The sequence below is a fragment of the Microbispora catharanthi genome (assembly GCF_006334915.2).
GTDB lineage: Bacteria > Actinomycetota > Actinomycetes > Streptosporangiales > Streptosporangiaceae > Microbispora > Microbispora catharanthi.
In genome coordinates, this window is record NZ_VDMA02000011.1 from 181,752 (window position 1) to 206,475 (window position 24,724).

Genomic DNA, 24,724 nt, shown 5'->3' on the forward strand with positions numbered 1-24,724 from the left:
CCGCTCTGCATCTGTAGGAGACCCCATGACCAGCGGTGACGACGCCCCCGTCGAGCCCGTCGAGCCCGGCGGGACGCCTCCCCCGGACGACCGCCCCCGGCAGGGCATGCCGCCGTACCCGCCGCAGGGCCACCCCCTCCCGGGAGTTCCGCCCTACCCGCCCCCGTACGGCCCGCCGCCCGGTCCCCAGCCCGGCCCGCAGCCGGGCGTGTATCCCGGCGGTCCCCAGCCGGGCCCGTACTCCGGTCCCCAGCCCGGCCCACAGCCGCAGCCGGGCGCGTATCCCGCCGGTCCTCAGCCGCAGCCGGGCGCGTACCCGGCCTCCCAGCCGGGTCCGTACCCTGGTCCCCAGCCCGGGTCGCAGCCGCAGCCGGGCGCGTATCCCGCAGGTCCTCAGCCGCAGCCGGGCGCGTACCCGGCCTCCCAGCCGGGTCCGTACCCTGGTCCCCAGCCCGGGTCGCAGCCGCAGCCGGGCGCGTACCCCGCCCCGGGCGTCTACCCCGGCTCCTCGCCCGGGCCGCAGCCGCAGCCCGGCGTCTATCCGGGTGCCGCGCCCGGTGGCGTCCCGCAGCCTGGGGGATATCCCGGGCCGCCGCAGTCGCCTCAGTCGAATCCCTATCCTTATCCGTCGCAGGCAGGGCAGGGCGGCCCGCCGCCTGGGCAGCAGGGACAGGGCTGGCAGGCGGCGACGCCTCCTCCACCCGAACTGTGGCAGATGCCGACCCAGCCCTCCGTCCCGGCGCGGCGGGGGTGGGTGCTGCCGGTGGTGGCGGTCGTCGCTGTGCTGGTGGTGGCCGGGGGAACGTTCGCGTTCATGACGGTGCGCCAGACGGGAACGTCCAGTAAGGCGAGTCCGGCGGCGACGGCGGCGACGGCGGCCAAGAAGTCGGCGTCGGCCGCGCCGGTGGCGGCGACCGCCGACGTGTGCTCGATGCTCGACCCGGACGAGGCCGAGCGTCTCGTGCCGCGGGCCGAGATCGACTCCTCGACCGACGACAACCGCGGCGACACCCTCGTGAGCTACGTCCGGTGGCAGTGCCGCTGGGCCAACCGGAACATCTCGTACAAGGACGTCACCCGCAGCCGCGAGATCACGGTCAACGTGTCCAAGTACGAGGCGCTCGGAACGACCACGGCCGTGGAGGCGGCGAAGATCCAGTACAAGGGTGAGCTCAGCCAGTACAAGTACGGCGCGACCCACTCGGACGAGGAGCACTACTACTCGCCGGCCCAGGAGTACCAGGGCATCGGAGACACGGCGGCCGCGCAGTACCAATGGACGCGCGAGGGGAAGCAGTACTGGTACTCCTTCGGCCAGGGAGTCGGCCGGGTGGGCGACGTGGTCTTCCAGGTGAAGTACGAGGCGAGCCAGAAGAAGAAGGAGGCCGACCTCCTGTCGACGGAGAGCACGCAGTCGATCACCGAGGAGAACGCCCTGCGGGAGGTGAAGGGCCTGCTCGGGCAGCTCGCGAAGTCGGTGACCGCCTGGCGGGCCGGGCAGCCGCTGCCGTATCACGCGCGTCCCAAGCCGAGCCCGTCGCCGTCGCCCTCGCCCACCCGGATCCCCCTGCCCCGGGCCTGCGTGAGCCTCAAGACGCTGGCAGCCACCCTGGTGCCGGAGACCGAGGGCGCGGCGGTGCGGAGCAAGGAGGGCAACTCGAACGTCACCCAGTGCCAGTGGTGGAACGACAAGCTGCCGCTCGGCGGTGGCAAGGTCCGGTGGCGCAACCTGCGCATCGCCGTCCACACCTTCTGGGACGCGGAATCCGCCCGTTACTACCTCATCGACCAGCGCTCGAAGACCAAGTTCACGGCGAGCAGCGAGATCGGCGGCATCCGGTGGGGCAAGGTCGAGAAGCTGACCGGCTTCGGGCAGGAGGCGTTCGGCCAGGCGATCCGGCAGCGCACCGACACGGCCCAGGGCAACCGGTACGAGATCTACGCGCTGGACGGCAAGAACGTCATATGGGTGCTGCTGTCCGGCAGCGACCGCCCGGAGAACACGCCGATCAACGCGTCCGACTCCGTGCTCATGGACCCGAAGGAGGCGGCCACCGGGGCCAAGTCCGTGGCCAAGTCCCTGCTCGGCGCCCTGTGAGCCGGTGTTCGTGCAGGTTTGCGCGGGTATTTCCCCCCTCGACGGCGAGTCGACGGGGGGAAACCATGGCTACCTGTGAGGTCTGCGGCAACGATTACGACATGGCCTTCGAGGTGCACACCCAGGGGGCGGTGCACGTCTTCGACAGCTTCGAGTGCGCTATCAGCCGGATGGCGCCCGTGTGCGAGCACTGCGGGTGTCGCATCGTGGGCCACGGCTCAGAGTTCGACGGCCGCTGGTTCTGCTGCGCGCACTGCGCCCGGGAATCCGGTGCGACCAGGATTGTCGACAGAGAGGTCACGGGCGCCGTCGCCCGCTAGAGCGGGTCACCTTGACGGTCGTGAGGGCCTCCGAGCGGGATCCACACCCGCGGGAGGCCCTCATGCCGCACGTCAGGACTCGAAAGCGACCAGGCGGATGATGAGGAATCCCTCGCCCTCGCGCTTCGGCGGCAGCGTGGTGCCCGGCACGGCCTCGAACACCTCGGGGTGCTCGTCCCTGGTCACCACGCCGAACAGGTCGTCCGGCAGGGTCATGCCCAGCGCCATGGCACGCCTCGCAGCGGCGTAGAAACTGCCGCCCGCCTCCAGGTCGGCGGCGACCATCTCGGCCGCCGGCCGGTCGGGCACCCGGATGCGGGCCACCCGGGCTCGCTGCGGCCGGGCCGAGCGGGCGCGGAGATAGTCCTCGATCTCCCATACGAGCAACTCGCCGAGGTAATGCGACATGTCCCTCTTCACGGTGCCCAGACTCGCCTGTGGCGGTTGATTCCCGTTTGCACTCCGCTTGCTCCGGAGTTTGCTTGCGGCGTTCGGGCTTGCGGCGTGTGGACTTCCCGTGCCGGTGGAGGGTCTGCCGGCGCCCGCTCATCTCACCCGGATGCTTGCCCCTGGATTCGCCTGACGCTGCACGGTAGTCTTTTAGTTAGTTCCTTAGCCAAACAAATGTCGGAGGAGCGAGTGCCACCAGGTTACCCGGGAGGCGCTGGGACCGGTGGCCGGTGCCAAGCCGGGCGCGGCGCTGCCCGCGCGACGATTCCGGCCGCCGTTGTCGTGTCAAATTGCTCGCAATTGCGGCATGATGAGCCCGAGCGGGAACGGGGCGGACATTGATCACATCGCACAACGGGCCACAGCCGGCCGACTTCACCGACGTACGGGCGACCAACCTCGCCGTCGTGCTGCGGTTCGTCCGGGAGAACGCGCCCTGCTCACGTGCCGACATCGCCGCCTCGACGGGCCTCAACAAGGCCACCGTGTCCAGCCTGGTCGCCGACCTCATCGACCGGAGCCTGCTGCGTGAAACCGGCCTGACCGAGCACCGCGTCGGCCGGCCCGCCACCATGCTCGTCCTGGACGGCTCGCCGTACGCCGCGATCGGCATCGAGGTCAACGTCGACTACATCACGGCGGTCGCGGTGGACCTCAAGGGCGAGGAGCTCCTGAACTGGCGGCGGTCCTTCCCCGGCGGGGCCTCGAGCGCGGGCCAGGCGGTCGTCGCCATGGCGGCGCTCGCCCGGCGGGTCGTGAGCCGGATGACCAAGGAGGCCCGGCAGGTGCTCGGCCTGACCGTGGCCGTGCCCGGTCTGGTCGACGTCAACGGGATCGTGCGGGTCGCCCCCAACCTGGGCTGGCGTGACGCGGACCTGGCGGGCGACCTCACCAAGGCGCTGCGCGACCCCGGCTTCCCCGTGCTCGTGGACAACGACGCCAACCTCGCCGCCCTGGCGGAGCACCGGTTCGGGCCCCACCGCAACGCCGCCAACCTCGTCTACGTGACCGGCGAGGTCGGCGTGGGCGCGGGCATCGTCATGGACGGCCGGCTCAGGCGGGGCGGGCAGGGCTACAGCGGCGAGATCGGCCACATCGAGCTCGATCCCGCCGGGCCCACCTGCCGGTGCGGCCGGCGCGGCTGCCTGGAGGCCGTGGCCGGGGTCGGCGCGATCCTCGCCCACACGGCGCCCGACGCCTCGCCATCCGAGCTCGAACTCGAGATCGACGAGGTCGTACGGCGCGCCCGCAACGGCGAGCGGGACGTCCTCACGCTCCTGGAGGACGTGGGACGCCACCTCGGCAGGGGAATGGCCGCCGTGGCCAACATGCTCAACCCGGAGGTCGTGATCCTCGGGGGCTACTACGTGCCGCTGGCGCCCTGGCTCGTCGCGTGCGCGGAGGAGGAGATGTACGGCAGGGTGCTCGCCCCCGGCGGGGGAGGCTGCCGGCTTGAGGTGTCCACGCTCGGATACGGCGCGGCCGCGCTCGGGGCCGCCGCGCGGGTGCTCGACTCGGTCGACTCCGGCCGCCTGCCCGCGCAGCGCTGACCCCCTTATCCCGCCGCCGTCCACAACGGCCGGGCTGTGGCGCGGGGCCGGCCCATGCGCCCGGCGCGCCGTTCCCGGCGTCAGGCGTACCGATATCGAATGGCTGCGAACCCGGCCGGGGCGCGAGGCGTCGAACAACGCACTGTCGACGAATTGGAACATGATGAACACTCGCCTGCTGTCCGCCGCCGCGCTGTCCGCCGCGCTCACGGCCGCATTGGCCGCCCCCGCGGCCGCCGCCGCTCCGGCCGGGGCCTCCGCCGCGCCGAAGCCCCTCACCGGGGTCGCCGTCTACCTGTCGTACGGCAAGGGCTACCCGGTCAGCCGTTACGAGCCCGGCAAGGGCTTCACCAAGCTGGGCGCCATGCCGATGACGGGCCAGTTCTCCGCGTCCCCGGACGGCAGGAAGCTCGCCTGGATCACCGGCGCCGGGTACGTGCGGGTCGGGGACGGCCGCACGGTCACGACCGCGGCCAAGGGCGCCGGGGCGGGAGCGCCGTGCCTCACCCCGATCTGGTCGCCCGACTCCAGGCAGGTCGCGTACGTGGCGAAGGGCGACTCCGACGCCGGGTCCGTCTCGGTCGTCGGCGCGGACGGGAAGGGCCGCAGGAAGGCGGGCACGACCCTCGGGGTCTGCCACCTGGCCTGGTCGGCCGACGGCCGCTACCTCGCCGGGTACGCCGGGACGACCGAGGGCGTGTACCGCCTCGACGTGAGCACCGGCAAGGCGATCAAGGTCAAGGGCGTCGGCCTGGCCAACCACGTGCAGAGCCTGTCGCCCGACGGCACGAAGGTCGTCGTGGCGCCGCTGTCGAGGAACGCGCCGGGGGGCGACGGCTCCTGGCCGGGGGGCTTCCGCCCGGCCGTGGTCGACGTCGCCACCGGCAAGAAGGTCGCCATCCCGGTGAAGGGCTCGCTCATCGGCGCCTTCTACCTGCGGGACGGCCGCCTGGTCGTCCGGGTCGCCGGACGCACCGCCAACACCCTGGTCGTGCTCGACAAGAACGGCGGGCAGGTGCAGCGCCTGACCGAGCCCGCCGCGGCCAGGCAGCAGGCGCTGCTGCAGATCGTCGGCTGACCGGAGGCTCCTGGCATCGGCCGACGGTAGCGGCCGGAAGGGCGGGCGCGGACCGGCCGGGACTCCCGGCCCCGCGCCCGCCTTCGCGTACGGCCGGCGTGCGGCCGGCGTGGGCCTCGATGTGACATCGAGGTGAAACCGGCGAGGGTCTTGACCTGAGCCGAGGATGAGGGCACTCTTCCGGATAAGCCCGGATTTACACGCCAGAAACTTGCGGTAACCCTTTCGAAGCGCTTCGACGGCGGCGCTTCTCCAACCGAACACGCGGATCCTCGCGACGCCCTCATGGGCGTCTTTTTCGGCAGGTCATCGAAGCGCTTCGACGCGAAGGGTGAGTCTCCAGATGAACGAACCGGCGAGACACGACCAGGACCCGGCATTCCGGAACCCCGCGCTGTCTCCCGCCGAACGGGTGGACGACCTGCTCGGCAGGCTCACACTCGACGAGAAGATCGGCCTGCTGCACCAGTATCAGGCGCCGGTGGAACGGCTCGGCCTGCGGGTCTTCCGCACCGGCACCGAGGCCCTGCACGGCCTGGCCTGGCACGGCCCCGCCACCGTGTTCCCCCAGGCCGTCGGCCTGGCCAGCACCTGGAACCCCGACCTGGTCCGCCAGGTGGGGGAGGCGACAGGCGACGAGGTCATGGCCTTCCACCACAAGGATCCGCAGAGCGTGGGCCGCAACGTCTGGGCGCCGGTGGTCAACCCGCTGCGCGACCCGCGCTGGGGCCGCAACGAGGAGGGCTACTCCGAGGACCCCTGGCTGACCGGGGTGATGGGCACGGCCTACGCCCGCGGCCTGCGCGGCGGCCACGCCGTGCTGAAGACGGCGCCCACGCTGAAGCACTTCCTCGGCTACAACAACGAGACCGACCGGTGCGTGACCTCCAGCGGCCTGCCGCCGCGGGTGCTGCACGAATACGAGCTCAAGGCGTTCCGGCCGGCCGTCGAGTCGGGGGCCGCGGTGGCCGTCATGCCGTCGTACAACCTCGTCAACGGCCGTCCGGCCCACCTGTCGCCGCTGATCGGCAGCCACCTGCGCACGTGGGCGCCCGACGACATCCTCGTAGTGAGCGACGCGTACGCGCCGGGAAACCTCGCCGGGCTGCAGGGCTACCACAAGGACCTGCCCGAGGCGTACGCGCACGCGATCAAGGCCGGACTGGACAGCTTCACACAGGACGACGCGGACACCGCCGCCACCCTGGGCCACGTCAGGACCGCGCTCGACCGCGGTCTGCTGACCGAGGCCGACATCGACGCCGCCGCCCGGCACGCGCTGTCGATCCGGGTGCGGCTCGGCGAGTTCGACCCCGCCACGCCGTACGACGACATCACCCACGACGTCGTCAACAGCCCCGAGCACCAGCGGCTCGCGCGGGAGGCGGCCCGCCAGTCGATCACTCTGCTGAAGAACGACGGCCTGCTTCCGCTGGCCGCCCCGCGCACGGTCGCGGTGATCGGCCCGCTGGCCGACGCGTTGTTCGAGGACTGGTACAGCGGCACGCTGCCCTACCAGGTCACGGCCCTGGCGGGGCTCGCCGAGCGGTGCGAGACCGTCTACTGCGAGGGCGCCGACCGGGTGGCGCTGCGCACCGAGGGCGGGTACGTCGGCGCGTCCGCCGACCCCGCCGGCGGTCCGCTGTACGTGGGGAGCGAACGCTCCTGCTTCGACGTGTTCGACTGGGGCGGCGGCGCGTTCGCGTTCCGGTCCTGCGCGAACGGGCGGCACGTGTCGGCGGGCGAGGACGGCGTGCTGGCCAACGACCAGCCCGGACCGAACGGCTGGGAGGTGCGCCAGACCTTCCGGATCGAGGAGCGGCCGAGGGGCGTGGTGCTGCGCAACATCTCCTCCGGCCGCTACGTCACCGTGGCCGACGGCGTCGTGCGCACGACCGACGACCCCGACGCCGCGTCCGTGCTGTCCGTGGAGCCGGTCGAGAGCGGCGCGACCCGCGCCGCGGAGGCGGCGGCCCGCGCGGACGTCGCGATCGTCGTGCTCGGCGACCACCCGCTCGTGAACGGCCGCGAGACCGAGGACCGCACGACGCTGGCGCTGCCCGAGCGGCAGGAGGCCCTGCTGAAGGCCGTCCACGCGGCCAACCCGGCCACCGTGCTCGTGGTCTCCAGCGGCTACCCGTTCGCGGTGACCTGGGCGCAGGAGCACCTGCCCGCGATCGTCTGGTCGGCCCACGGCGGCCAGGAGTACGGCCACGCGCTCGCCGGCGTGCTGCTCGGCGACGACGACCCGGGCGGCCGCCTCACCCAGACGTGGTACCGCTCGGCCGCCGAGCTGCCCGACCTGCTCGACTACGACATCATCGCCTCCGACGCCACCTACCTCTACTACCGCGGCCGGCCGCTCTACCCGTTCGGGCACGGCCTGAGCTACACCCGCTTCGCCTACTCCGATCTGGAGCTGTCGTCGGCCGACCTCGCCGAGGACGACACGCTGACCGTCCGGGTGACCGTGACGAACGCCGGTGAGCGCGAGGGGGAGGAGGTCGTGCAGTTCTACACCCACCAGCGGCGCTCCCGCGTCAAGCAGCCGCTGCGCCAGTTGCGCGGTTTCGTCAAGGTGCGGCTCGCGCCGGGCGAGAGCCGCACGGTGTCGGTGGACGTGCCGGTCGGCGACCTGGCCTTCTGGGATGTGACGCGCGGCAGGTTCGTGGTCGAGGAGGCCGCGCACAAGGCGCAGGTGGGCGCCTCGGCGGGGGACATCCGGCTGTGCGCGCCGTTCCGGGTGCGGGGCGAGCGCATCCCGCCGCGTGATCTGACCTCGGGGCCACTGGACGCGGCCGATCACGACGAGTACGACGGTGTGGTGCTGTGCGACGCCGCTCTCGACTCCGGCGACGCGGTCCGCTCCACGGGACCGGGGTCGTGGATCGCCCTCCGCGACTGTGATTTCGGCGGAGGGGATTTCGGCGGGGATCTCACCGATGGGGGCCCGTCGGCGTGCGTCCTGGCGGTGTCGAGCGACGAGGGCGGGGTGGTCACGCTGCGGCTCGACGACCCCCTGACCGGCGAGGTCGCGGGCGCGGTCAGCGTCCCGCCCACGGCGACCAGGCACGATTTCGTCGAGGTGAGCACTCCTCTGGCGGGAGCCGCCGGAGTGCGCGATCTTTATGTGGTGTACGAGAGCGAGGGGGTCACGGTGAGCGCGTTGGGGTTCTGCCCGTGAGGACCGTGACGATCGCCGACGTCGCCAAGCACGCGGGGGTCGCCGTCTCCACGGTCTCGTACGTGCTGAGCGGCAAGCGGGCGATATCGGCGACCACCCGGCAGCGGGTCCTGGACAGCGTGCGGGTCCTCGGTTACCACCCCAACGCCGGCGCCCGCGCCCTGGCGAGCAAGCGCGCGAAGGTCATCGCGCTGGTGCTGCCGCTGCGGGCCGGCATGAACCTGCCGGTCCTCATGCAGTTCGCGACCTCGGTCGTCACCATGGCCCGCCAGTACGACCACGACGTGCTGCTCATGACGGCCGACGAGGGGGCGGACGGGCTGCACCGGGTGGCGGCCAGCGCGCTGGTCGACGGGCTGTTGCTGATGGACGTGGAGATCCACGACCCCCGGGTGCCGCTGCTGCGCAAGCTCGCCGAGCCGAGCGTGCTGATCGGTTTCCCGGCCGATCCCGAAGGGCTGACCTGCGTCGACCTCGACTTCGCCCGCGCCGGGGCGCTGTGCGCCGACCACCTGGCCGATCTCGGGCATCGCGAGATCGCGCTGCTGGGCGCGCCGCGCGTGGTCTACGAGCGCGGCACGGGGTTCGCCGAGCGCACGATGGCGGGTTACGTCGAGGCGGCCCGGCGGCTCGGGCTCGAGGCCGACGCGCGGCCCTGCGAGGAGTCGTTCGACGAGGTCCACGCCGCCGTGAAGCTGCTGCTCGACGAGCGGCCGGGGCTGTCCGGGCTCGTCGTGCACAACGAGGCGGCCGCCGGCCACGTGCTGGGGGCGTTGCGGATCCTCGGCAGGCGGGTGCCCGAGGACGTCTCGGTGGTGGCGATCTGCCCGGACGACATCGCCGAACGGGCCAGCCCCGCGCTGACCTCCGTGCTCATTCCCGCCGAGGACGTCGGCAGGCAGGCGGTCCGGCTGCTCATGGCCAAGCTGGAGGGCCAGGCCGTCCCGGAGTCGACGCTCCTCGAACCACGGCTGACGATTCGCGAAAGTTCACGATGATCTCATTTCCCGACGGCTTCCTGTGGGGGGCCGCGACCGCGTCGTACCAGATCGAGGGAGCGGTCCACACCGACGGCCGCGTCCCCTCGATCTGGGACACCTTCTCCCACACCCCCGGCATGGTCGCCGACGGCCACACCGGCGACGTGGCCTGCGACCACTACAACCGCTATCTCGACGACGTCGAGATCATGGCGTGGCTGGGGCTGAAGGCCTACCGGTTCTCGGTGGCCTGGCCGCGCCTCGCCGACCTGAGCTTCTACGACCGGCTCGTCGACGCCCTGCTCGCCAAGGGCATCACGCCCGTCGCGACGCTCTACCACTGGGACCTCCCGCAGACGCTGCAGGACACGGGCGGCTGGACCAACCGTGAGACGGCCTTCCGGTTCGCCGACTACGCCGCCGCCGTGCACCGGCGCCTGGGCGACCGCGTCAGCGTCTGGACGACGCTCAACGAGCCCTGGGTGTCGGCGTTCGTCGGGCACGGATCGGGCCGGCACGCGCCCGGGGTGACCGACCCGGCCGCCGCGTTCGCCGCCGCCCACCACCTGATGCTCGGGCACGGCCTGGCCGTGCAGGCGCTGCGGGCGGGGGGCGCGGAGTCCGTCTCGCTGACGCTGAACCTGACGCCGATCCTCGGCGACCCCGAGCCGGCCCGCCTGATCGACGGGCTGGCGAACCGGCTCTTCCTCGACCCGGTGCTGCGCGGCGAGTACCCCGCGGACGTCCTCGCCCACCTGGAACGTTTCACCAAGGTCAACCTGGACGACCTGCCCACGATCGCGCAGCCGATCGACGTGCTCGGGGTCAACTACTACACGGTCAACCGGGTCGTCGCCGACCCCTCGTCCGAGGGCCATCCGGAGTATCCCGGCAGCGAGGGCATCGCCTGGGAGGACCCGCACGGCGAGGTCACCGAGATGGACTGGGAGATCAACCCGGCCGGTCTTGAGGACCTGCTCGTACGGCTGGCGCGCGACTACCCCGGCACGCCTTTGATGATCACGGAGAACGGGGCCGCCGTTCCCGACGGGGTGTCCGACCCCGGCCGGATCTCCTATCTCGACGCCCACTTCCGCGCCGCCCGGTCGGCCATGGACCGGGGCGCCGACCTGCGCGGCTACTTCGTGTGGTCGCTGATGGACAACTTCGAGTGGGCCCGGGGCTACCACAAGCGGTTCGGGCTCGTCCGCGTCGACTACGACACGCTGGAGCGCACGCCGCGCGACAGCGCCCGCTGGTATCGCGAGGTGATCGCCGGGAACGGCCTGGCGGACTGAGGCCGCCCCGCCCCTACAGGACGGTTTCCACGCAGATCATCACGACCAGCAGGACGACCAGCGCGCCGAGGTGGGCGGCCGACGACCACAGGCCGATCGGGACGGTCGCCGCGGCCAGCAGCGCCGCGGCGACCCGCACGGCGGTCCGTCCCAGCCCGAGCACCCGGCGGAACCACAGGTCGCCGAGCAGGAACAGCGCGGTTCCCCCGGCCAGCGCGACGGCGGGGCCGAGGCCGAGATGGTCGTGGCCGACGGCCTTCTTGATCCCGGCCGCCGTCGCGACGACCCCGAGCAGGATCGGGATGTGGGCGTAGAAGTACGCGCCCAGGATGAGCCGCGTCCGCTGGACGACCTCGGCCCGCATCAGCGCGTGCTCGGGCCCGCTCTCGCCGCGTCCGAAGTACACCCACCACAGCGACGCCGTGAGGGCGAGGCCCAGCAGGGCCGCGACGATCAACGCCGCCCCCGGGTGGCCGTCGGTCGCCCCGATGCCGATCGCCACGATCGACTCGCCCAACACGATGATCACCAGCAGGCCGTGCCGCTCGACGATGTGCGCCGGGTGCAGAGGGAAGCCCTTCTGCCCGATGAAGATCGGGCTCATCCAGATCAGCACGAGGGCCGCCGTCCACAGCGCGTAGTTCCACGGCGGGTCGGCGAAGGCGGCGGCGAAGACGAGCGCGGTCGCGGCCAGATTGAACGGCACGACCCGCGCGATCGCGGCCGTCGCCTGCAGGTAGAGCCCGCTGTGGACGAGCACGATGACGAGGTAGCCGACGGCGAACGCCACGCCGCTGCCCGAGAAGGTGCGCGGGATGGCCAGGGCCATGATCAGGAATCCGGCCATGCCGCACAGGATCAGCACCCGCCGGGCCGCGCGCTCCGGCGGCACGGTGTTGGTGAGCCAGGCGTAGCCGGAGTACATCCACCAGAGCAGACCGAAGATCAGAATCGCCTGCACGGTGCCCTGGCCGGTGAACCCGTCCCCGTCCTGGCGGGTGAAATCGCCCACCAGCAGCGACGTGAGCTGCGTGATCGTGAAGACGAAGACGAGGTCGAAGAAGAGCTCGATCGTGGAGACGCGCAACTCGGCGTCCGGAGCGGTCGGTTCGACGCGCTCGGCGAACCAGCGGGGGAGATGCATGGCGAATATTGTGCCGGTTGCGATGCTTTCTTGATTACACGTTTTCACGTGCTCCGGACGTCGGCGGCAGCACCCGGTCGCCGAGTCCCGGGAACACCTTGGCGACCTTCGCGGTCAGATAGTCGCCGTACGTTCCGGTGAAGGCCCTCAGGTCCAGGCCGTCCCAGCGGGCGCGGCCCCCCTCGCGGGCGGGCAGGGAGGGCAGCGGCGGCACCTCGCAGTCCCAGCCGGGGTCGAAGAAGAAGGGGAAGGACAGCCTGCCGCGGCCCGTGGCGTTGCGCACGCGGTGCGGGGTCGACCGATACAGGCCGCCGGTCAGCTTGTCGAGCATGTCGCCGATGTTGCAGACCAGCGTGCCCGGGATGGGCGGCGCCTCGATCCAGCCGCGGGCGGTGTGCACCTGGAGGCCGGGATTGTCGTCCTGGAGCAGCAGCGTCAGCAGGCCGTAGTCGGTGTGCTCGCCGACCCCCCACTCGTCCGGATCGGCGTACGGCGGGGGCGGATAGTGGAAGATCCGGAACAGGGTCGTGGGCGTGGCCGTGTAGCCGGCGGCGAAGTAGTCCTCGTCGAGCCCCAGGCTCAGCGCCACGCCCCGCATGACCGCCTGCCCCACGTGGGTGAGGGCGTCCATGTACGCCGGCACGGCCCGGCGCAGTTCGGGCACCTCCTCGGGGAAGAGGTTGCACCCGTGCAGCGGCCGGGGATCGTCGTGGCCGAACTCGGCGCCGAAATAGAGGCCCTCCTTGAGGTCGGGCCGGCCGGAGGTGAGCTCGCCGCCCACGGGGAAATATCCGCGCCAGGCCCGCCCGCTCCGGTCCATGGAGATGCGCGACTTGTGCTCCTCGGGCAGCCGGAAGAAGCGCGCCGCGGCGTCCCTCAGCTCCGCGATCAGAGCCTCGGGCACCCCGTGGCCGCTGATGTAGAAGAAACCGCTGTCCAGGCAGGCGGCCTTGATCCGGCGCGCGACCTCGGCGCGCACGTGGCCTGCTCCGGGGCCTGCTCCGGGGCCGGTCCCGGGGCCGGTGAGGGCGGCCACGTCGATAACCGGCAGTGGTCCGGCGGCGTTCATACCCCATATCCCACCATCCGGGAGGGCCTTCCGGAAGGCTCCTTTACCTGCTTGCCGGTCGTGTTGCGCGTGTCGGTATTTCGGCCCGACAGGACCATCTCGTCCAGCTTGTCCCGTTACCGGTTAATAACGCCCTGAAGAGTAGATTTCTTACGCACGGTTAGGACCACGTCGTAAGTAGGCGATCACGTGGGTTTCGGGGATCGTTGGTCGGTCAGGAGTCGCATCGCGCTGTTCACCGGCACGGTGGTCGCCCTGCTGTGCGCCGCGTTCTCGGTCGTCCTGGTGTGGTCGCTGCACGCGGCGGCCCGGGAGAACCTCCTGCGGGAGGCGACGGCGGACGGCGGCAGGGTCGCCTACCTCGTGGACCACGGACAGGCGGGGAACGTGCTGCCCCCCGGCGGACGAGACCGGCCCGTCCAGGTGGTGGACCCGCAGGGCAGGGTGCGTGCGGCGACGCCGGCCATGGCCGGAAAGCCGGCCATGGCGACCTTCCGTCCTCAGGCGCCGCTCCGCAAGGCCACGCGGGAGGTCTGCGGCGGAGTCTTCGGCGCCGACCGGTGTCACATCGTGGTCGCGCAGCAGGTCTACCGCGACGACGGAGACTGGACCGTCTACAGCGCCGCGCCGATCGAGGCGTTCGATGCGCCGCCGGCCCTGGTGGCCGGTCTGGCCGTGGGATCGGCGCTCGTCACGGCCGCCGTCGCGTACGGCACCCGGCGCAGCGTGAAGCGGGCGCTCGTGCCGGTGCGGGCCATCACGGCCGAGCTCGACGAGATCAACGTGTCGGACCTCGGGCGGCGGGTGCCGGTCCCCGAGGCCAAGGGGGAGATCCACGATCTCGCGCAGAGTGTCAACTACACACTGGACCGGCTGGAGGAGACGCTCGAACAGCAACGGCGCTTCACCTCCGACGCGTCCCACGAGCTGCGCAGCCCCATCACCGCGATCCGCGCGCAGGTGGAGGACGCGCTGCTCGCCCCGCAGGAGTCCGACCTGCGGGAGATCGGGCCCGCCGTGCTGAAGAGCCTCGAACGGCTCCAGGCGATCGCCGCCGACCTGCTGACGCTGGCTCGTCTCGACGCGGGCGCGCCCTGCGAGCGCGAGCCGCTGGACCTCGGCCGGCTCGTGGCCGCGGAACTGGACACCCGCCGCCCGGTCAGGAGGGTCGTCTCGCAGCTGACTCCCGGTGTGGTCGTCCGGGGGGACCGTATCCGGCTGGGCCGCCTGGTCACCAACCTGCTCGACAACGCCGAGAGGCACGCCGCGACCACCGTACGGCTGGAGGTGCGGCGCGAGGACCCGCCCGACGGCGACCCCCGGTTCCGTTCCGGTCTGGCCGTGCTCGAAGTGCTCGACGACGGCGCGGGAATCGCGCGTGACCAGCGTGAGCTCGTCTTCCAGCGGTTCACCCGGCTCGACACGGCCCGCAGCAGGAACATCGGGGGCGCGGGCCTGGGCCTGCCCATCGCCCGGCAGATCGCCGAGAGTCACGGCGGTACCCTGACGATCATGGACAGCCCGCGCGGCGCGCGCTTCCTCCTGCGCCTGCCGCTCTCCCAGGAGCCCTGACCTCCGGGTCGGAAAACCGCTCCCGCTCAGGTGCCACGCCGCACTACGCTCCTTACCGGCACAAAATCGGAGGGAATGCGCGTATGCGACGGTGGCTCCCGTCTTTCATCCTGTTGGCGCTCATCTGGGGAAACAGCTTCTTCTTCATCAAGGTGGCGCTCGGGAGCCTCCATCCACTCCAGATCTCCTTCGGCCGGATGGCCGTCGGCGCGCTGACCCTGCTCGTCGCCGTGCTCGCGACCGGCCGCCGGCTGCCCCGCGACCCCCGCCTGTGGGGCCACTTCGCGGTCGCCTCGATCGTGCTGACCACGGTGCCGTTCACCCTCTTCGGGTACGGCGAGCAGCACGTCTCCTCGGTCCTCGCGGCGATCTGGAACGCCACGACGCCGCTGTGCACGCTGCTGTTCGCGCTGCTGCTGCGCAGCGAGAAGGCGACGGCCACCAGGGCGACCGGGCTCGGCCTCGGCTTCGCCGGGGTCATGGTGGTGCTGGGCGTGTGGCAGCCGATCTCCGGCGGCGAGGCCGTCGGCAGCCTGGCCTGCTTCGGCGCGGCCGCCTGCTACGGCGTCGGCGGGGCGTACATGGGCAGGTTCATCATCCCGCGCGGGGAGGAGCCAATCGTGCTGGCGGCCGCGCAACTGGTCGCCGGTACGGCCGAACTCGCGGTGATCACGCCGCTCGCCGGGGTGAGCCTGGTCGAGCTCGACGCCCCGCTCACGGTCTGGGGCAGCATCGTCGCGCTCGGCGCGTTCGGCACCGGCATCGCCTACCTGCTGCTGTACGGGATCCAGCGGCAGGTCGGGGTGACGACCGGATCGGCCGTGACCTACCTGATCCCGGTGTTCGCCGCCGCCTCCGGCGTCGTCTTCCTCGGCGAGCACCTGACCTGGAACCAGCCCGCCGGAGCGCTGGTGGTGCTGCTGGGCATCGCCGTGATCCAGGGGATGGTCCCCCGGCGCCGCGCGGGGCGTACCGCTCCACCGGCGCCCGCCGTTCCCGCCGAGACCGACGCCGCGGCCTGACCCCGACCCGCGTGGCCTGGCTCGCACGCCTGGCTCGCACGCCTGGCCCGTACGGCGTGGTTCCCGGCTCAGCGGGCCGGGGGCGCCTCGGTCCGGCTCTCCGTGGTCGTGTCGTCCTCCCGCCGCGTACGCCGCTGCCGGGGCGCGGCCTTGCGTACCGTGGTCGTGGCCGGAGCCTCGTCGCCGGGCCGCTCCGCGGCCGTCCCGGCGGCGGTGGAGCCCGCACTCGCGCCATCGGCCGGGGGCGACGTGGGCGAATCATCAGAGGGGGTGGGCGTGGGCTGCCGCTCCCCGGGGGCAGGCCCGGGCGGGGCGGGCCTGGCCGGGGATTCGCCCGCGCTCGGGTCGCCTGGCCGCGGCGGGCGCAGCGCCGCGATGACCGCGTCGGCCTCCGCCTCGGCCGCGAACTCCCCGGCCGCCTCGGCCTCGCGTCGTTTGATGACCACCATGTGGTCGACCGAGATCCGGCCCGCGCCGGTGACGGCCAGCAGCACGGAGGCGGCCCCGAGGGCCACGATCAGTTCGATGTCACCTCCGGTGAGCGGCAGGCCGCTGTCCCCGGCCGTGACCACGAACACCGCGAGGGCCTCGGCGAACAGCAGCAGCCCGACGACCGGCACGGCGAGGCCCGCGATCAGCAGCGCGCCGCCCACCAGCTCGGTCAGCATGGTCACCGGCGCCCACACGTGGGGCAGCGGGGCCTGGAGCGCGGTGAACTGGTCGGCGGTGGCGTTGAGGCCGGCTTCGAGCTTCTGCCAGCCGTTGGCGAAGAAGATCCCGCCGACGCCCATGCGGGCGGCCAGCGAGGCTAAGTCGTGCAGGGTTCTCTTCACGGCTTCTCACTCTGGGTGGGGGGTGACTTGCCCGGACACTTCCCCGCCTGCGCCGCCGTCATGCGCGCGGCCGGCTCAGGTCCGTACGCCGCCGGACTCCTCGGCGTCGGCGCTCGCGGGGGTGGGAACGTGGCGGGGGAGCAGCAGGGCCACGGCCAGCGCGGTGAGCGCGAGCAGCGCCACGCTCACGACGATGGTGGAGTGCAGGGCGGTGACGAAGGCCGCGCGGGCGGCGTCCAGCAGCGCGGCTCCGGTCGCGCCGGTCTCGTCGGCGACGTGCGCGGCCGCGGCCAGGGACTCACGCGCCTGCGCCATGAGCCTGGCCGGGATCCCCGGGACGGTCGTGAGGGAGGGGGCGTACACGATCGTGGTGATCGTCCCGAGGACGGCGATGCCGAGGCCCGCCCCCAGCTCGTAGGCCGTCTCCTCGATCGCGGCCGCGCCGCCGGCCCGCGACTCCGGCACGGTGGCCATGATCGTGTCAGACGCCGCCAGCAGGGCGACCTCGATGCCGAAGCCGATTCCCACGAAGCAGACCGCCAGCATCACCGGATGCTGCTCGGTGCCCCAGGTCAGCACCGGGGTGAGGGACAGCGCGGTCAGGGCGAGGCCGCCGCCGACCGTCGCGCGCAGCCCGACGCGCCCCAGCACGTGCGCGGCGGCCAGGCCGCCCGCGATGGCCGCGACCATGAGCGGCAGCATTCGCACGGCGGCCTCCAGGGGAGACAGCCCCAGCACGAGCTGGAGATACTGCGCCAGCATGAGCTCCAGCCCGACCAGCGCGAAGATGGCCAGCAACACGCAGCCGACGCCGGTCGCGAAGCCGCGCTGGGCGAACAGCCCGATGTCGAGCAGGGGGAACGGCAGCCGCCGCTGCCGCCGCACGAACCAGACGAGCAGCGCGACGCCGGCCAGGAGCACGGCCAGCGAGAGCCCGCGGCCCAGAGTGTGCCCCGACCCCGCCTCCTTCAGCCCGAACGCGACGGCCAGAATGCCCAGGGTGGACAGCGCCGCGCTCAGCGCGTCCCACGGATGGTCGGCCCGCCGCGGCGACGCCGGCAGGATCCGTACGGCGAGCGGCAACGCGACCAGCAACAGCGGCACGTTGATGAGGAAGACCGCGCCCCACCACAGGTGCTCGACGAGAACCCCGCCGATCAGCGGCCCGACGGCCGCTCCCGCGGCGGCGACGGCGCTCCACACGCCGAGCGCGATCGCCCGCTCGCGCCGGTCGGTGAACACCTGCCGGATGATCGAGAGCGTCGCCGGCATGATCATCGCGCCGCCCACGCCGAGGAAGGCCCGCGAGACGATGAGCGCGAGCGGGGTCGCGGCGAACGCGGCCGACAGCGAGGCCAGGCCGAACACCACGTAGCCGCCCAGCACGAAGGGCCGCCTGCCATACCTGTCGCCCAGCGTGCCGAACGTCACCAGCAGCGGCGCGACGACCAGCGAGTAGCTGTCGATGATCCACAGGAGCTGCACGGACGACGGCTCCAGGGCCGCGGTGAGCGCCGGGACGGCGATGTGCAGCACGGTCGCGTCGACCGCGATGAGGAGCAGGCTGAAACACAGGAGCACGAGCACCGACCACCGGCTCGCGCGGTGCTCCCGCAGGGCACCTGCGGCACGCACGGTGACGGACTCGACCGAAACCATGATCATAGTCCGCTCAGTGCTCCTGCCCCAAAATCCCGGCCCGCTGGAACATGCGTGGCAGCTTAGGCCATGAGAAGCGGATCTCTCAGCCCTTCCGGTGATGTCGGGAACAAATCGCCGGATCCGTATCACCGCAGGTGATCAAGTGGAGCGATCCGCCTCTCTAGAGAGCCATAGGTATATATCCCGCGTCTAGGCAAGCGGCCGAACCCAACGGATCATGCGGTCGTGGGGAGCGATATCGACGGATGTGATACGTCCCCGGTGCCGCCCCCGCTCGACCGCGCCGACTCCCGCGCCTGGTGCGCCGTCGCGGTGGCCCGGCTGTCGCACGACCAGCCGGAGGCGGCGCTGGAAGCGGCGCGCCAGGCGATCGGCCGCGATCCGCAGGACGAATGGGGGCATCGCCTGGCCGGCGCGGCCCTGGAGCGTCTCGGCCGCGACACCGAGGCGGTCGCGGCGGCGCGGGAGGCCGTACGGCTCGCGCCCGGCTCCTGGGCGGCGCGGCTGCGGCTCGCGAGCGCGCTGCGGCGGATCCCCGGACGGTGGCGGGAGGCGTGGGCGGAGGCCCGGCGTGCCGTCCGGTTCGCCCCCGACGAGCCCGACCCGCACGTGCTGTGCGGCGACCTCGCGCTGCTGCGCGGAGACCACGACGGGGCGGCCCGGGCGTACGGCGCGGCGCTGCGCAGGCGCCGGGACCACCCGGCGGCGTGGGTGAACCTCGGCCTCACGCTGCTGCGCTGGCAGCGGCCGCGCGATCACCACGACCCCGCATGGGAGGCCGACCCGCGCGACACCGGCCGGGCGCGGCGCGCCCTGGAGACCTGGTCGCGGCAGGTGCGCGTGATCCTCGCGGTCGCGACGGCCGGGATCTGCGCGGCCGTCGTGCTGCCCGGCCTGAGCCTTCTCGCCGGCACGCACCGGCAGCTCCCCGGCATGCACGGGGAGGCGCGGATCGGCGGCGCGCTGGCGCTCGCGGCCGTCCTCGTGGTCTGCGTCCGGCAGGCCGCGCGCGTGGGCGCCTGGGCCTACGTGCCCGGCATGCTCCGGCGCGACCTGCGGCTCGGCATGTCGGTCGCGCTCGGGCTGCTCACCCCGGCGGCGTACGTGGCGGGGCTGGCCACGCTGCCGGAGCCGAGGCCGGATTCGCTGCAAGAGGTGGGCGGGGTCTGGGCGGGCGCGACCGGGCTGGTGCTCCTGAACCCCGCCGCGGCGTTCGCCGTCAGGCTCCTGGCCGAGACGTGGAGGGGGCGCCCGGTCGCCGCGCTGAGGCGGTTCGCCGCCGCGCTGCCCGTGCCGTCCGGCCCGGGCGCCGCCGATCGGGACAGGACCGCGGCGGCCGACCGGGCGGCGACGCGCGACATCGCCGTCGCGTTCTGGATCGTCGCGGCCCGCGCGTGGCAGGCGGCCGCGGCGCTCATGCTGGTGCCCAACGCGGCCGGCGCGCCCCTCGCCGCCGTCGCGTGCCTGGCGGTCCCGGCGGGGCTGCTGCGGGTGCGGACGACGGGCGCGCCGCGGCCGCACGACCGGTGGCTCGCCGCGGCGCTCGCCGCTCCGGCCGTCGCGGCCCTCTGCGCCGCCTGCGCGGGTGCGGCGCGGGCCCTCACGGGGCCGGACCCCGCCGTCGTGGCCCTGTGGCGCTGTGCCTGGGGCGCGCTGGCGCTCGGGGCGGCGGCCTTCGCGGTGCGCGCCACACGGGCCTGGTGGCGCGGCGGGCCGGGCCCGTGGCGCGCCTCACTCGTGCCGTCCGAGTCGTGCGGCACGTGGATCCCCGGCGACCTGACCCCCTCTGCCGGTCTCAGCGAGGAGGTGCGGCACGCCGCGGCCTACTCCAGGAACGTGGTCCTCGCCTGCACCGGGGCGGACGGCCCGCGCGCGCTGGCGGTGAGCGCCGTGACCTCGGTGACCCCGGCGGGCGAGTTCCGCCTCATCGCCGGCGACGAGGCGTGGGACGCGGTGCGGCGCGACCCGCGCGTGGTCCTCTTCGTGGGAGATCCCCGATTCTGGGCAGAGGTACGGGGCGTCGCCGTGCCGGACGACGACGTGCTGCGGGTCACGCCGCGGCAGGTTCTGATGCGCGAGTACCCCGGACGCCACCAGGCCCGCACCCGGTAGCCGCGAACCGCGCAACTCGGGCGGGCGACCCGTTCCGGCGACGTGCGTCGTCCACCGCGCCGCATGGGTCCACCCATTCCGTTCGCACGTGCGGTATAACCGGGGTCGAAGCGGGGAGGCGTCGATGCGGGACTCCGACAGGGCACGGGCGGCGAGCCTCTTAAGCCGGACTGCGGCACGTGATCTGTTCGAACAGGTGCGTTTCCGCTATTTCCAACTTCCGCCATTCGCGCGACGCGCGCTGTTCGTGGTGCTGCTCGTCGCCACCATGGGAGTGGCCGCGGCGCTCAACTGGTCGCTGGCGCCCACGTTCATCTACACGTTCCTGGCGCTGTGCTTCCTCGCGCTGGCGCTCAGCTATCCGCGCGCCGCCGCGACCGTGCTCGTGCTCGCCGGGTGGGGTCTGCTGCTGCCGCTGTTCATGGGCGTGTTCGGCGGGCAGTCGATCGTGCCCGGCCTGCTGATGCTGCTGGGCGCGCTGACCGGCGGCGCGGCCCACCTGATCCGGTGGGTTCCGCCGTGGCTGACGACGCTGATGTCCCTCGCGCCCGCCGGGGTCGTCGCGCTGTCGCTGTCACCGCTGTCGCCGTCCGCCGCCCTGTGGGGCGCGTACGGCGTCGCCGCCGCGCTGCTCCTCTTCCGCCTGGTGCTGGCCCGGAAGGTGCGCGCGGAGGCGGAGCGGGAGGCGGCGGGCGCGGAGACCCAGGTGCAGGTGCGCGCCAGGGCGGGCGGCCACCAGCCCGCCGCAGCCGAGGCCGGTGCTCCGCCGCCCATCACGGTCGAGCAGGCGCTCGCGGAGCTGGAGTCCATGATCGGGCTCGAACCGGTCAAGGAACAGGTGCGCGCCATCGCCGCGTCGATCGAGGCGGCCCGGCTGCGCAGGGAGGCGGGCTACGCCAACGAGCGGCCGATGCGCCACTTCGTGTTCGTCGGCCCTCCCGGAACCGGCAAGACCAGCGTCGCCAGGTCGCTCGCCAAGATCTTCTACGCGTTCGGGCTGCTGGAGACGCCGTTCGTGGTCGAGGCGCAGCGGGCCGACCTCGTGGGGGAGTACCTGGGGGCCACGGCGATCAAGACCAACGAGCTGATCGACCGCGCGCTCGGCGGCGTCCTGTTCGTGGACGAGGCGTACAGCCTCATCAACTCGGGCGACGGCCAGCCCGACCGGTTCGGCGCGGAGGCCGTGCAGACGCTGCTCAAGCGGGCCGAGGACGACCGTGACCGGCTCATCGTCATCCTGGCCGGCTACGAGCGGGAGACGAACGACTTCCTGGCGTCCAACCCGGGGCTGTCGAGCCGCTTCGCCACCCGGGTGCGCTTCCCCAGCTACAGCCCCGCGGAACTGCTGGAGATCACCGAGGCGCTGCAGCAGCGCCGGGGAGACCTGCTCGCCCCCGAGGCCCGTCCCGTGCTGCGCCGGCTGTTCGAGGACGTGGAGCGCCGCGGGCTCGTCGACGACCTCGGCAACGCCCGCTTCGCCCGCAGCCTCGCCGAGGCCGCGGCGCAGGCCCGCGACGTCCGCGTGGTGAGCGCGGGCGGGGCGCCGCGCGGCGAGGACCTGGTCACCATCACCGCCGACGACGTGACCAAGGCGTTCAACGAGATCACCGCTCGATATCGCGGCTACCAGGTCACGCCGACCCTGGACGAGGCGCTCGCGGACCTCGACAGGATGGCCGGCCTCGAACCGGTCAAGCGACAGGTCCACGCGATCACCGCCCAGCTCAAGGTGGCCAGGATGCGCCAGGAGCAGGGCCTGCCGGTCCAGTCGCAGATGCGGCACTTCGTGTTCGTCGGCCCTCCGGGCACCGGCAAGACGACCGTCGCGCGCATCCTCGGCCGGATCTTCTCCGCGCTGGGCCTGCTGGCCCGGCCCGACGTGGTCGAGGCGTCACGGGCCGACCTGGTCGGCCAGCACCTCGGCGCCACTGCGATCAAGACGAACGAGCTGGTCGACCGGGCGCTCGGCGGGGTGCTGTTCATCGACGAGGCCTACGGCCTGGTCAACACCGGCTACTCGGGGGGCGACGCCTTCGGGGCCGAGGCGGTGCAGACCCTGCTGAAGCGCGCCGAGGACGACCGCGACCGCGTGGTCATCATCCTGGCCGGCTACGAGCGTGAGATGGACGCATTCCTGGCGACCAACCCCGGCCTGGCCTCCCGGTTCAACCAGCGCGTGTCGTTCCCCTCCTACAGGCCGTCGGAGCTGACCGAGATCGCGCAGCTGCTGGCCGCCGGGAGCGGCGACAGGTTCGACGCCTCCGCCGCCCGCGATCTCGCCGACGTCTTCGACTGGGTCTGCCGGGAGAGGCTCATCGACGGGCTGGGCAACGGCCGCTTCGCGCGGTCGCTGTACGAGCGGGCCGCGCTGCGGCGCGACGTCCGGCTCGCCGAGCAGGGGTCGGCGAACGCCGCCGAGCTGACGACGATCATCAGCGAGGACGTCCGCAGCGCGGTAGACGAGTTGTCCTGATGTCGTAGGAAACCCCCCGGACGCGTGTCCCGATGGCCGCAGGCCGTCACTTCCTGCTACTAATCGACTGCGCATGGTAGCTGGAGGATCGGAGAAGCACGTGAGAGCACGATGGCCGGTTGCCCTGGCCACACTGGCCGCTCTGTGGGCCGCCGGTGCCTGCGGCGTGCAGCGGGGGCCGGGTGAACCGGACAGCGGGCTCGCCCCCTCCCCGGTCAAGGCGTACGACATCAACCCGCTGGCCCGCGACAAGGTCAAGGACGGCGGCACGCTCCGGTGGGGGCTCACCGACTTCCCGGCACAGTGGAACCGCAACCACGTCGACGGCGACAGCACCGCCGTCAAGGCGGTGACGGACGCGCTGATGCCCCGCACGTTCCGGTCCGACGAGCGGGGGCGGCTGACCCTCGACACCGACTACGTGACCAACGCCAGGATCACCGCGACCTCCCCCCGGCAGGTCATCACCTACTCCATCAACCCCAAGGCGAAGTGGTCGGACGGCAGGCCGATCACCTGGACGGACTTCGCCGCGCAGTGGAAGGCCATGAGCGGCCGCGACCGGGACTACCGGGTCGACTCGACCATCGCGTACGAGAACATCCAGAGCGTGGCCAGAGGGGCGAGCGACCGCGAGGTGGTGGTCACCCTCGCCCAGCCGTTCAACGAGTGGCAGTCCCTGTTCACGCCGCTCTATCCCAGCACCACCGACGCGACCGCGGCGGCGTTCAACGCCGACTGGATCAACCGCATCCCGGTGACCGCTGGGCCGTTCCGCGTGGAGCGCCTCGACGTCAAGGGCAAGACGGTCACGCTCACTCGCAACCCCGCCTGGTGGGGCAACCGGGCCAAGCTGGACAGCATCGTGTTCCGGACCGTGCGTCCCGACCAGATGGTCCACGCGTTCACCAAGGGAGATGTGGACGTCTTCGAGGTGGGCCCGTCCCCCGACGACTACGCGAGGGTCAGGGAGGCCTGGGACGCAGTGGTCCGGCAGGCCGCGGGCACCCAGTATCGGCAGCTCACTCTCAACGGGGGGAGCCCGGTCCTGGCCGACGCGCGGGTGCGCGAGGCCGTCGCCGCGGCGCTCGACCGCCGCGGTCTCATGCAGGTGGACCTCAAGGGCCTCGGCTGGCCGACCGTGACGCTGGACAACCACTTCCTCATGAACAGCCAGTACGGCTACCACGCCAACGCCGGGGAGCTCGGCGGGTACGACCCGAAGCGCGCCGGGCGGCTGCTCGACCAGGCGGGCTGGAAGCTGTCGGGCAAGACCCGCGTGAAGAACGGCAAACCGCTCACGCTGCGCTTCGTCGTCCCCGACGGCATCGTCATGAGCGGCGTCGAGGCCGACGTCGCCCGGCAGATGCTCGAACGCGTGGGCATCCGGGTCGACGTGCGCAAGGTGTCCTTCGACGACTTCTTCGGCAAGCACCTCATCCCCGGCGACTTCGACATCACCGCCTTCGCCTATCCGAGCACGCCGTTCCCGGTGTCGAGCGCCTTCGACATCTATGCGGACGGCGAGAGCGGCGGCCGGGGCGACGACATCGAGTGGTACTCCAACCTCGGGCGCAGCGGGAGCAAGCAGATCGACGAGGCCATGTACCGCGCCGGCAGCACGCTCGACCCCGACAAGGTGCCCGGCCTGCTGAACGAGGCCGACCGGCTGGTGTGGAAGAAGGTCAACGTGCTGCCGCTCTACCAGTGCCCGCAGGGCGTGGCCGTGCGGTCCGCGCTGACCAACATCGGGGCCAACGGGTTCTTCGACCTCAGGTATGAGGACATCGGCTACGCCTCCTGAACGGCCGCCGGCGGGCCGCCGCCGCGCGGATGCGGCGGATGATCGGCGGCGCCGCCGTGCCCATCCTGCCGCAGG

At 72.5% G+C, this 24,724-nt stretch carries 17 protein-coding genes; 12 read left to right on the top strand and 5 right to left on the bottom strand.

Translation table 11 applies throughout. The annotated features are described in order from the left end of the window. Positions 1 to 25: 25 nt before the first annotated feature. Both FH610_RS42895 and FH610_RS21745 read left to right on the top strand, forming a co-directional pair. Positions 26 to 2,098 carry a hypothetical protein gene (locus tag FH610_RS42895; RefSeq protein WP_161628050.1) on the top strand — a complete coding sequence of 691 codons (2,073 nt, stop codon included), beginning with the start codon at positions 26 to 28 and terminating at the stop codon, positions 2,096 to 2,098. 65 nt (positions 2,099 to 2,163) lie between these two features. Continuing rightward, on the top strand, positions 2,164 to 2,418 hold the full coding sequence (locus FH610_RS21745) for a hypothetical protein (RefSeq protein WP_139576357.1): 255 nt from the start codon (positions 2,164 to 2,166) through the stop codon (positions 2,416 to 2,418). A gap of 72 nt (positions 2,419 to 2,490) precedes the next feature. Here FH610_RS21745 and FH610_RS21750 read toward each other — a convergent pair whose 3' ends face one another. Continuing rightward, entirely contained in the window at positions 2,491 to 2,826 is a 336-nt protein-coding gene (locus FH610_RS21750) for a hypothetical protein (RefSeq protein WP_139576358.1), read from the bottom strand. 380 nt (positions 2,827 to 3,206) lie between these two features. On the opposite strand from FH610_RS21750, the gene FH610_RS21755 reads away from it, so the two are divergent. The 5 genes from FH610_RS21755 (at position 3,207) to FH610_RS21775 (ending at position 10,958) form a co-directional block, all read left to right on the top strand. Further along, positions 3,207 to 4,418, top strand: coding sequence for an ROK family transcriptional regulator (locus FH610_RS21755; protein ID WP_139576359.1), 1,212 nt, complete (start codon positions 3,207 to 3,209; stop codon positions 4,416 to 4,418). A gap of 160 nt (positions 4,419 to 4,578) precedes the next feature. Further along, complete coding sequence (locus FH610_RS21760) at positions 4,579 to 5,496, top strand: TolB family protein (RefSeq protein WP_139576360.1); 918 nt, start codon at positions 4,579 to 4,581, stop codon at positions 5,494 to 5,496. Between the two features lie 343 nt (positions 5,497 to 5,839). Continuing rightward, complete coding sequence (locus FH610_RS21765; protein ID WP_139576361.1) at positions 5,840 to 8,680, top strand: glycoside hydrolase family 3 protein; 2,841 nt, start codon at positions 5,840 to 5,842, stop codon at positions 8,678 to 8,680. After that, positions 8,671 to 9,678, top strand: coding sequence for a LacI family DNA-binding transcriptional regulator (locus FH610_RS21770; RefSeq protein WP_139576445.1), 1,008 nt, complete (start codon positions 8,671 to 8,673; stop codon positions 9,676 to 9,678). Before FH610_RS21765 ends, FH610_RS21770 begins: the two co-directional genes overlap by 10 nt. Further along, positions 9,675 to 10,958 carry a GH1 family beta-glucosidase gene (locus tag FH610_RS21775; RefSeq protein ID WP_139576362.1) on the top strand — a complete coding sequence of 428 codons (1,284 nt, stop codon included), beginning with the start codon at positions 9,675 to 9,677 and terminating at the stop codon, positions 10,956 to 10,958. Before FH610_RS21770 ends, FH610_RS21775 begins: the two co-directional genes overlap by 4 nt. A 13-nt stretch (positions 10,959 to 10,971) precedes the next feature. Here FH610_RS21775 and FH610_RS21780 read toward each other — a convergent pair whose 3' ends face one another. Continuing rightward, a complete protein-coding gene (locus FH610_RS21780; protein ID WP_139576363.1) occupies positions 10,972 to 12,102 on the bottom strand; it encodes a low temperature requirement protein A in 1,131 nt (376 codons plus the stop codon). Positions 12,103 to 12,136: 34 nt separating this feature from the next. Further along, a complete protein-coding gene (locus tag FH610_RS21785; protein WP_139576364.1) occupies positions 12,137 to 13,171 on the bottom strand; it encodes an isopenicillin N synthase family dioxygenase in 1,035 nt (344 codons plus the stop codon). Between the two features lie 189 nt (positions 13,172 to 13,360). On the opposite strand from FH610_RS21785, the gene FH610_RS21790 reads away from it, so the two are divergent. Together FH610_RS21790 and FH610_RS21795 are read left to right on the top strand one after the other, a co-directional pair. Continuing rightward, positions 13,361 to 14,743, top strand: a complete 1,383-nt coding sequence (locus FH610_RS21790) for a sensor histidine kinase (RefSeq protein ID WP_276607698.1) — start codon at positions 13,361 to 13,363, stop codon at positions 14,741 to 14,743. An 83-nt stretch (positions 14,744 to 14,826) separates the two neighbouring features. Then, positions 14,827 to 15,765 (top strand): DMT family transporter, encoded by a 939-nt coding sequence (locus FH610_RS21795; RefSeq protein ID WP_139576365.1) that lies wholly within the window; start codon positions 14,827 to 14,829, stop codon positions 15,763 to 15,765. 68 nt (positions 15,766 to 15,833) lie between these two features. On the opposite strand, the gene FH610_RS21800 is transcribed toward FH610_RS21795, so the two are convergent. Together FH610_RS21800 and FH610_RS21805 are read right to left on the bottom strand one after the other, a co-directional pair. Next, positions 15,834 to 16,598, bottom strand: coding sequence for a DoxX family protein (locus FH610_RS21800; RefSeq protein WP_139576366.1), 765 nt, complete (start codon positions 16,596 to 16,598; stop codon positions 15,834 to 15,836). Between the two features lie 75 nt (positions 16,599 to 16,673). Further along, on the bottom strand, positions 16,674 to 18,263 hold the full coding sequence (locus FH610_RS21805) for an MFS transporter (RefSeq protein WP_139576367.1): 1,590 nt from the start codon (positions 18,261 to 18,263) through the stop codon (positions 16,674 to 16,676). Between the two features lie 222 nt (positions 18,264 to 18,485). Between FH610_RS21805 and FH610_RS21810 the strand changes: the two genes are divergently transcribed. The 3 genes from FH610_RS21810 (at position 18,486) to FH610_RS21820 (ending at position 24,649) form a co-directional block, all read left to right on the top strand. Beyond that, positions 18,486 to 20,372: a CHAT domain-containing protein gene (locus FH610_RS21810; RefSeq protein ID WP_240809112.1), complete on the top strand. Its 1,887-nt coding sequence runs from the start codon at positions 18,486 to 18,488 to the stop codon at positions 20,370 to 20,372. 124 nt (positions 20,373 to 20,496) lie between these two features. Next, on the top strand, positions 20,497 to 22,845 hold the full coding sequence (locus FH610_RS21815) for an AAA family ATPase (protein WP_139576368.1): 2,349 nt from the start codon (positions 20,497 to 20,499) through the stop codon (positions 22,843 to 22,845). A gap of 100 nt (positions 22,846 to 22,945) precedes the next feature. After that, positions 22,946 to 24,649: an ABC transporter family substrate-binding protein gene (locus tag FH610_RS21820; protein WP_139576369.1), complete on the top strand. Its 1,704-nt coding sequence runs from the start codon at positions 22,946 to 22,948 to the stop codon at positions 24,647 to 24,649. The last annotated feature ends 75 nt before the right edge of the window (positions 24,650 to 24,724 follow it).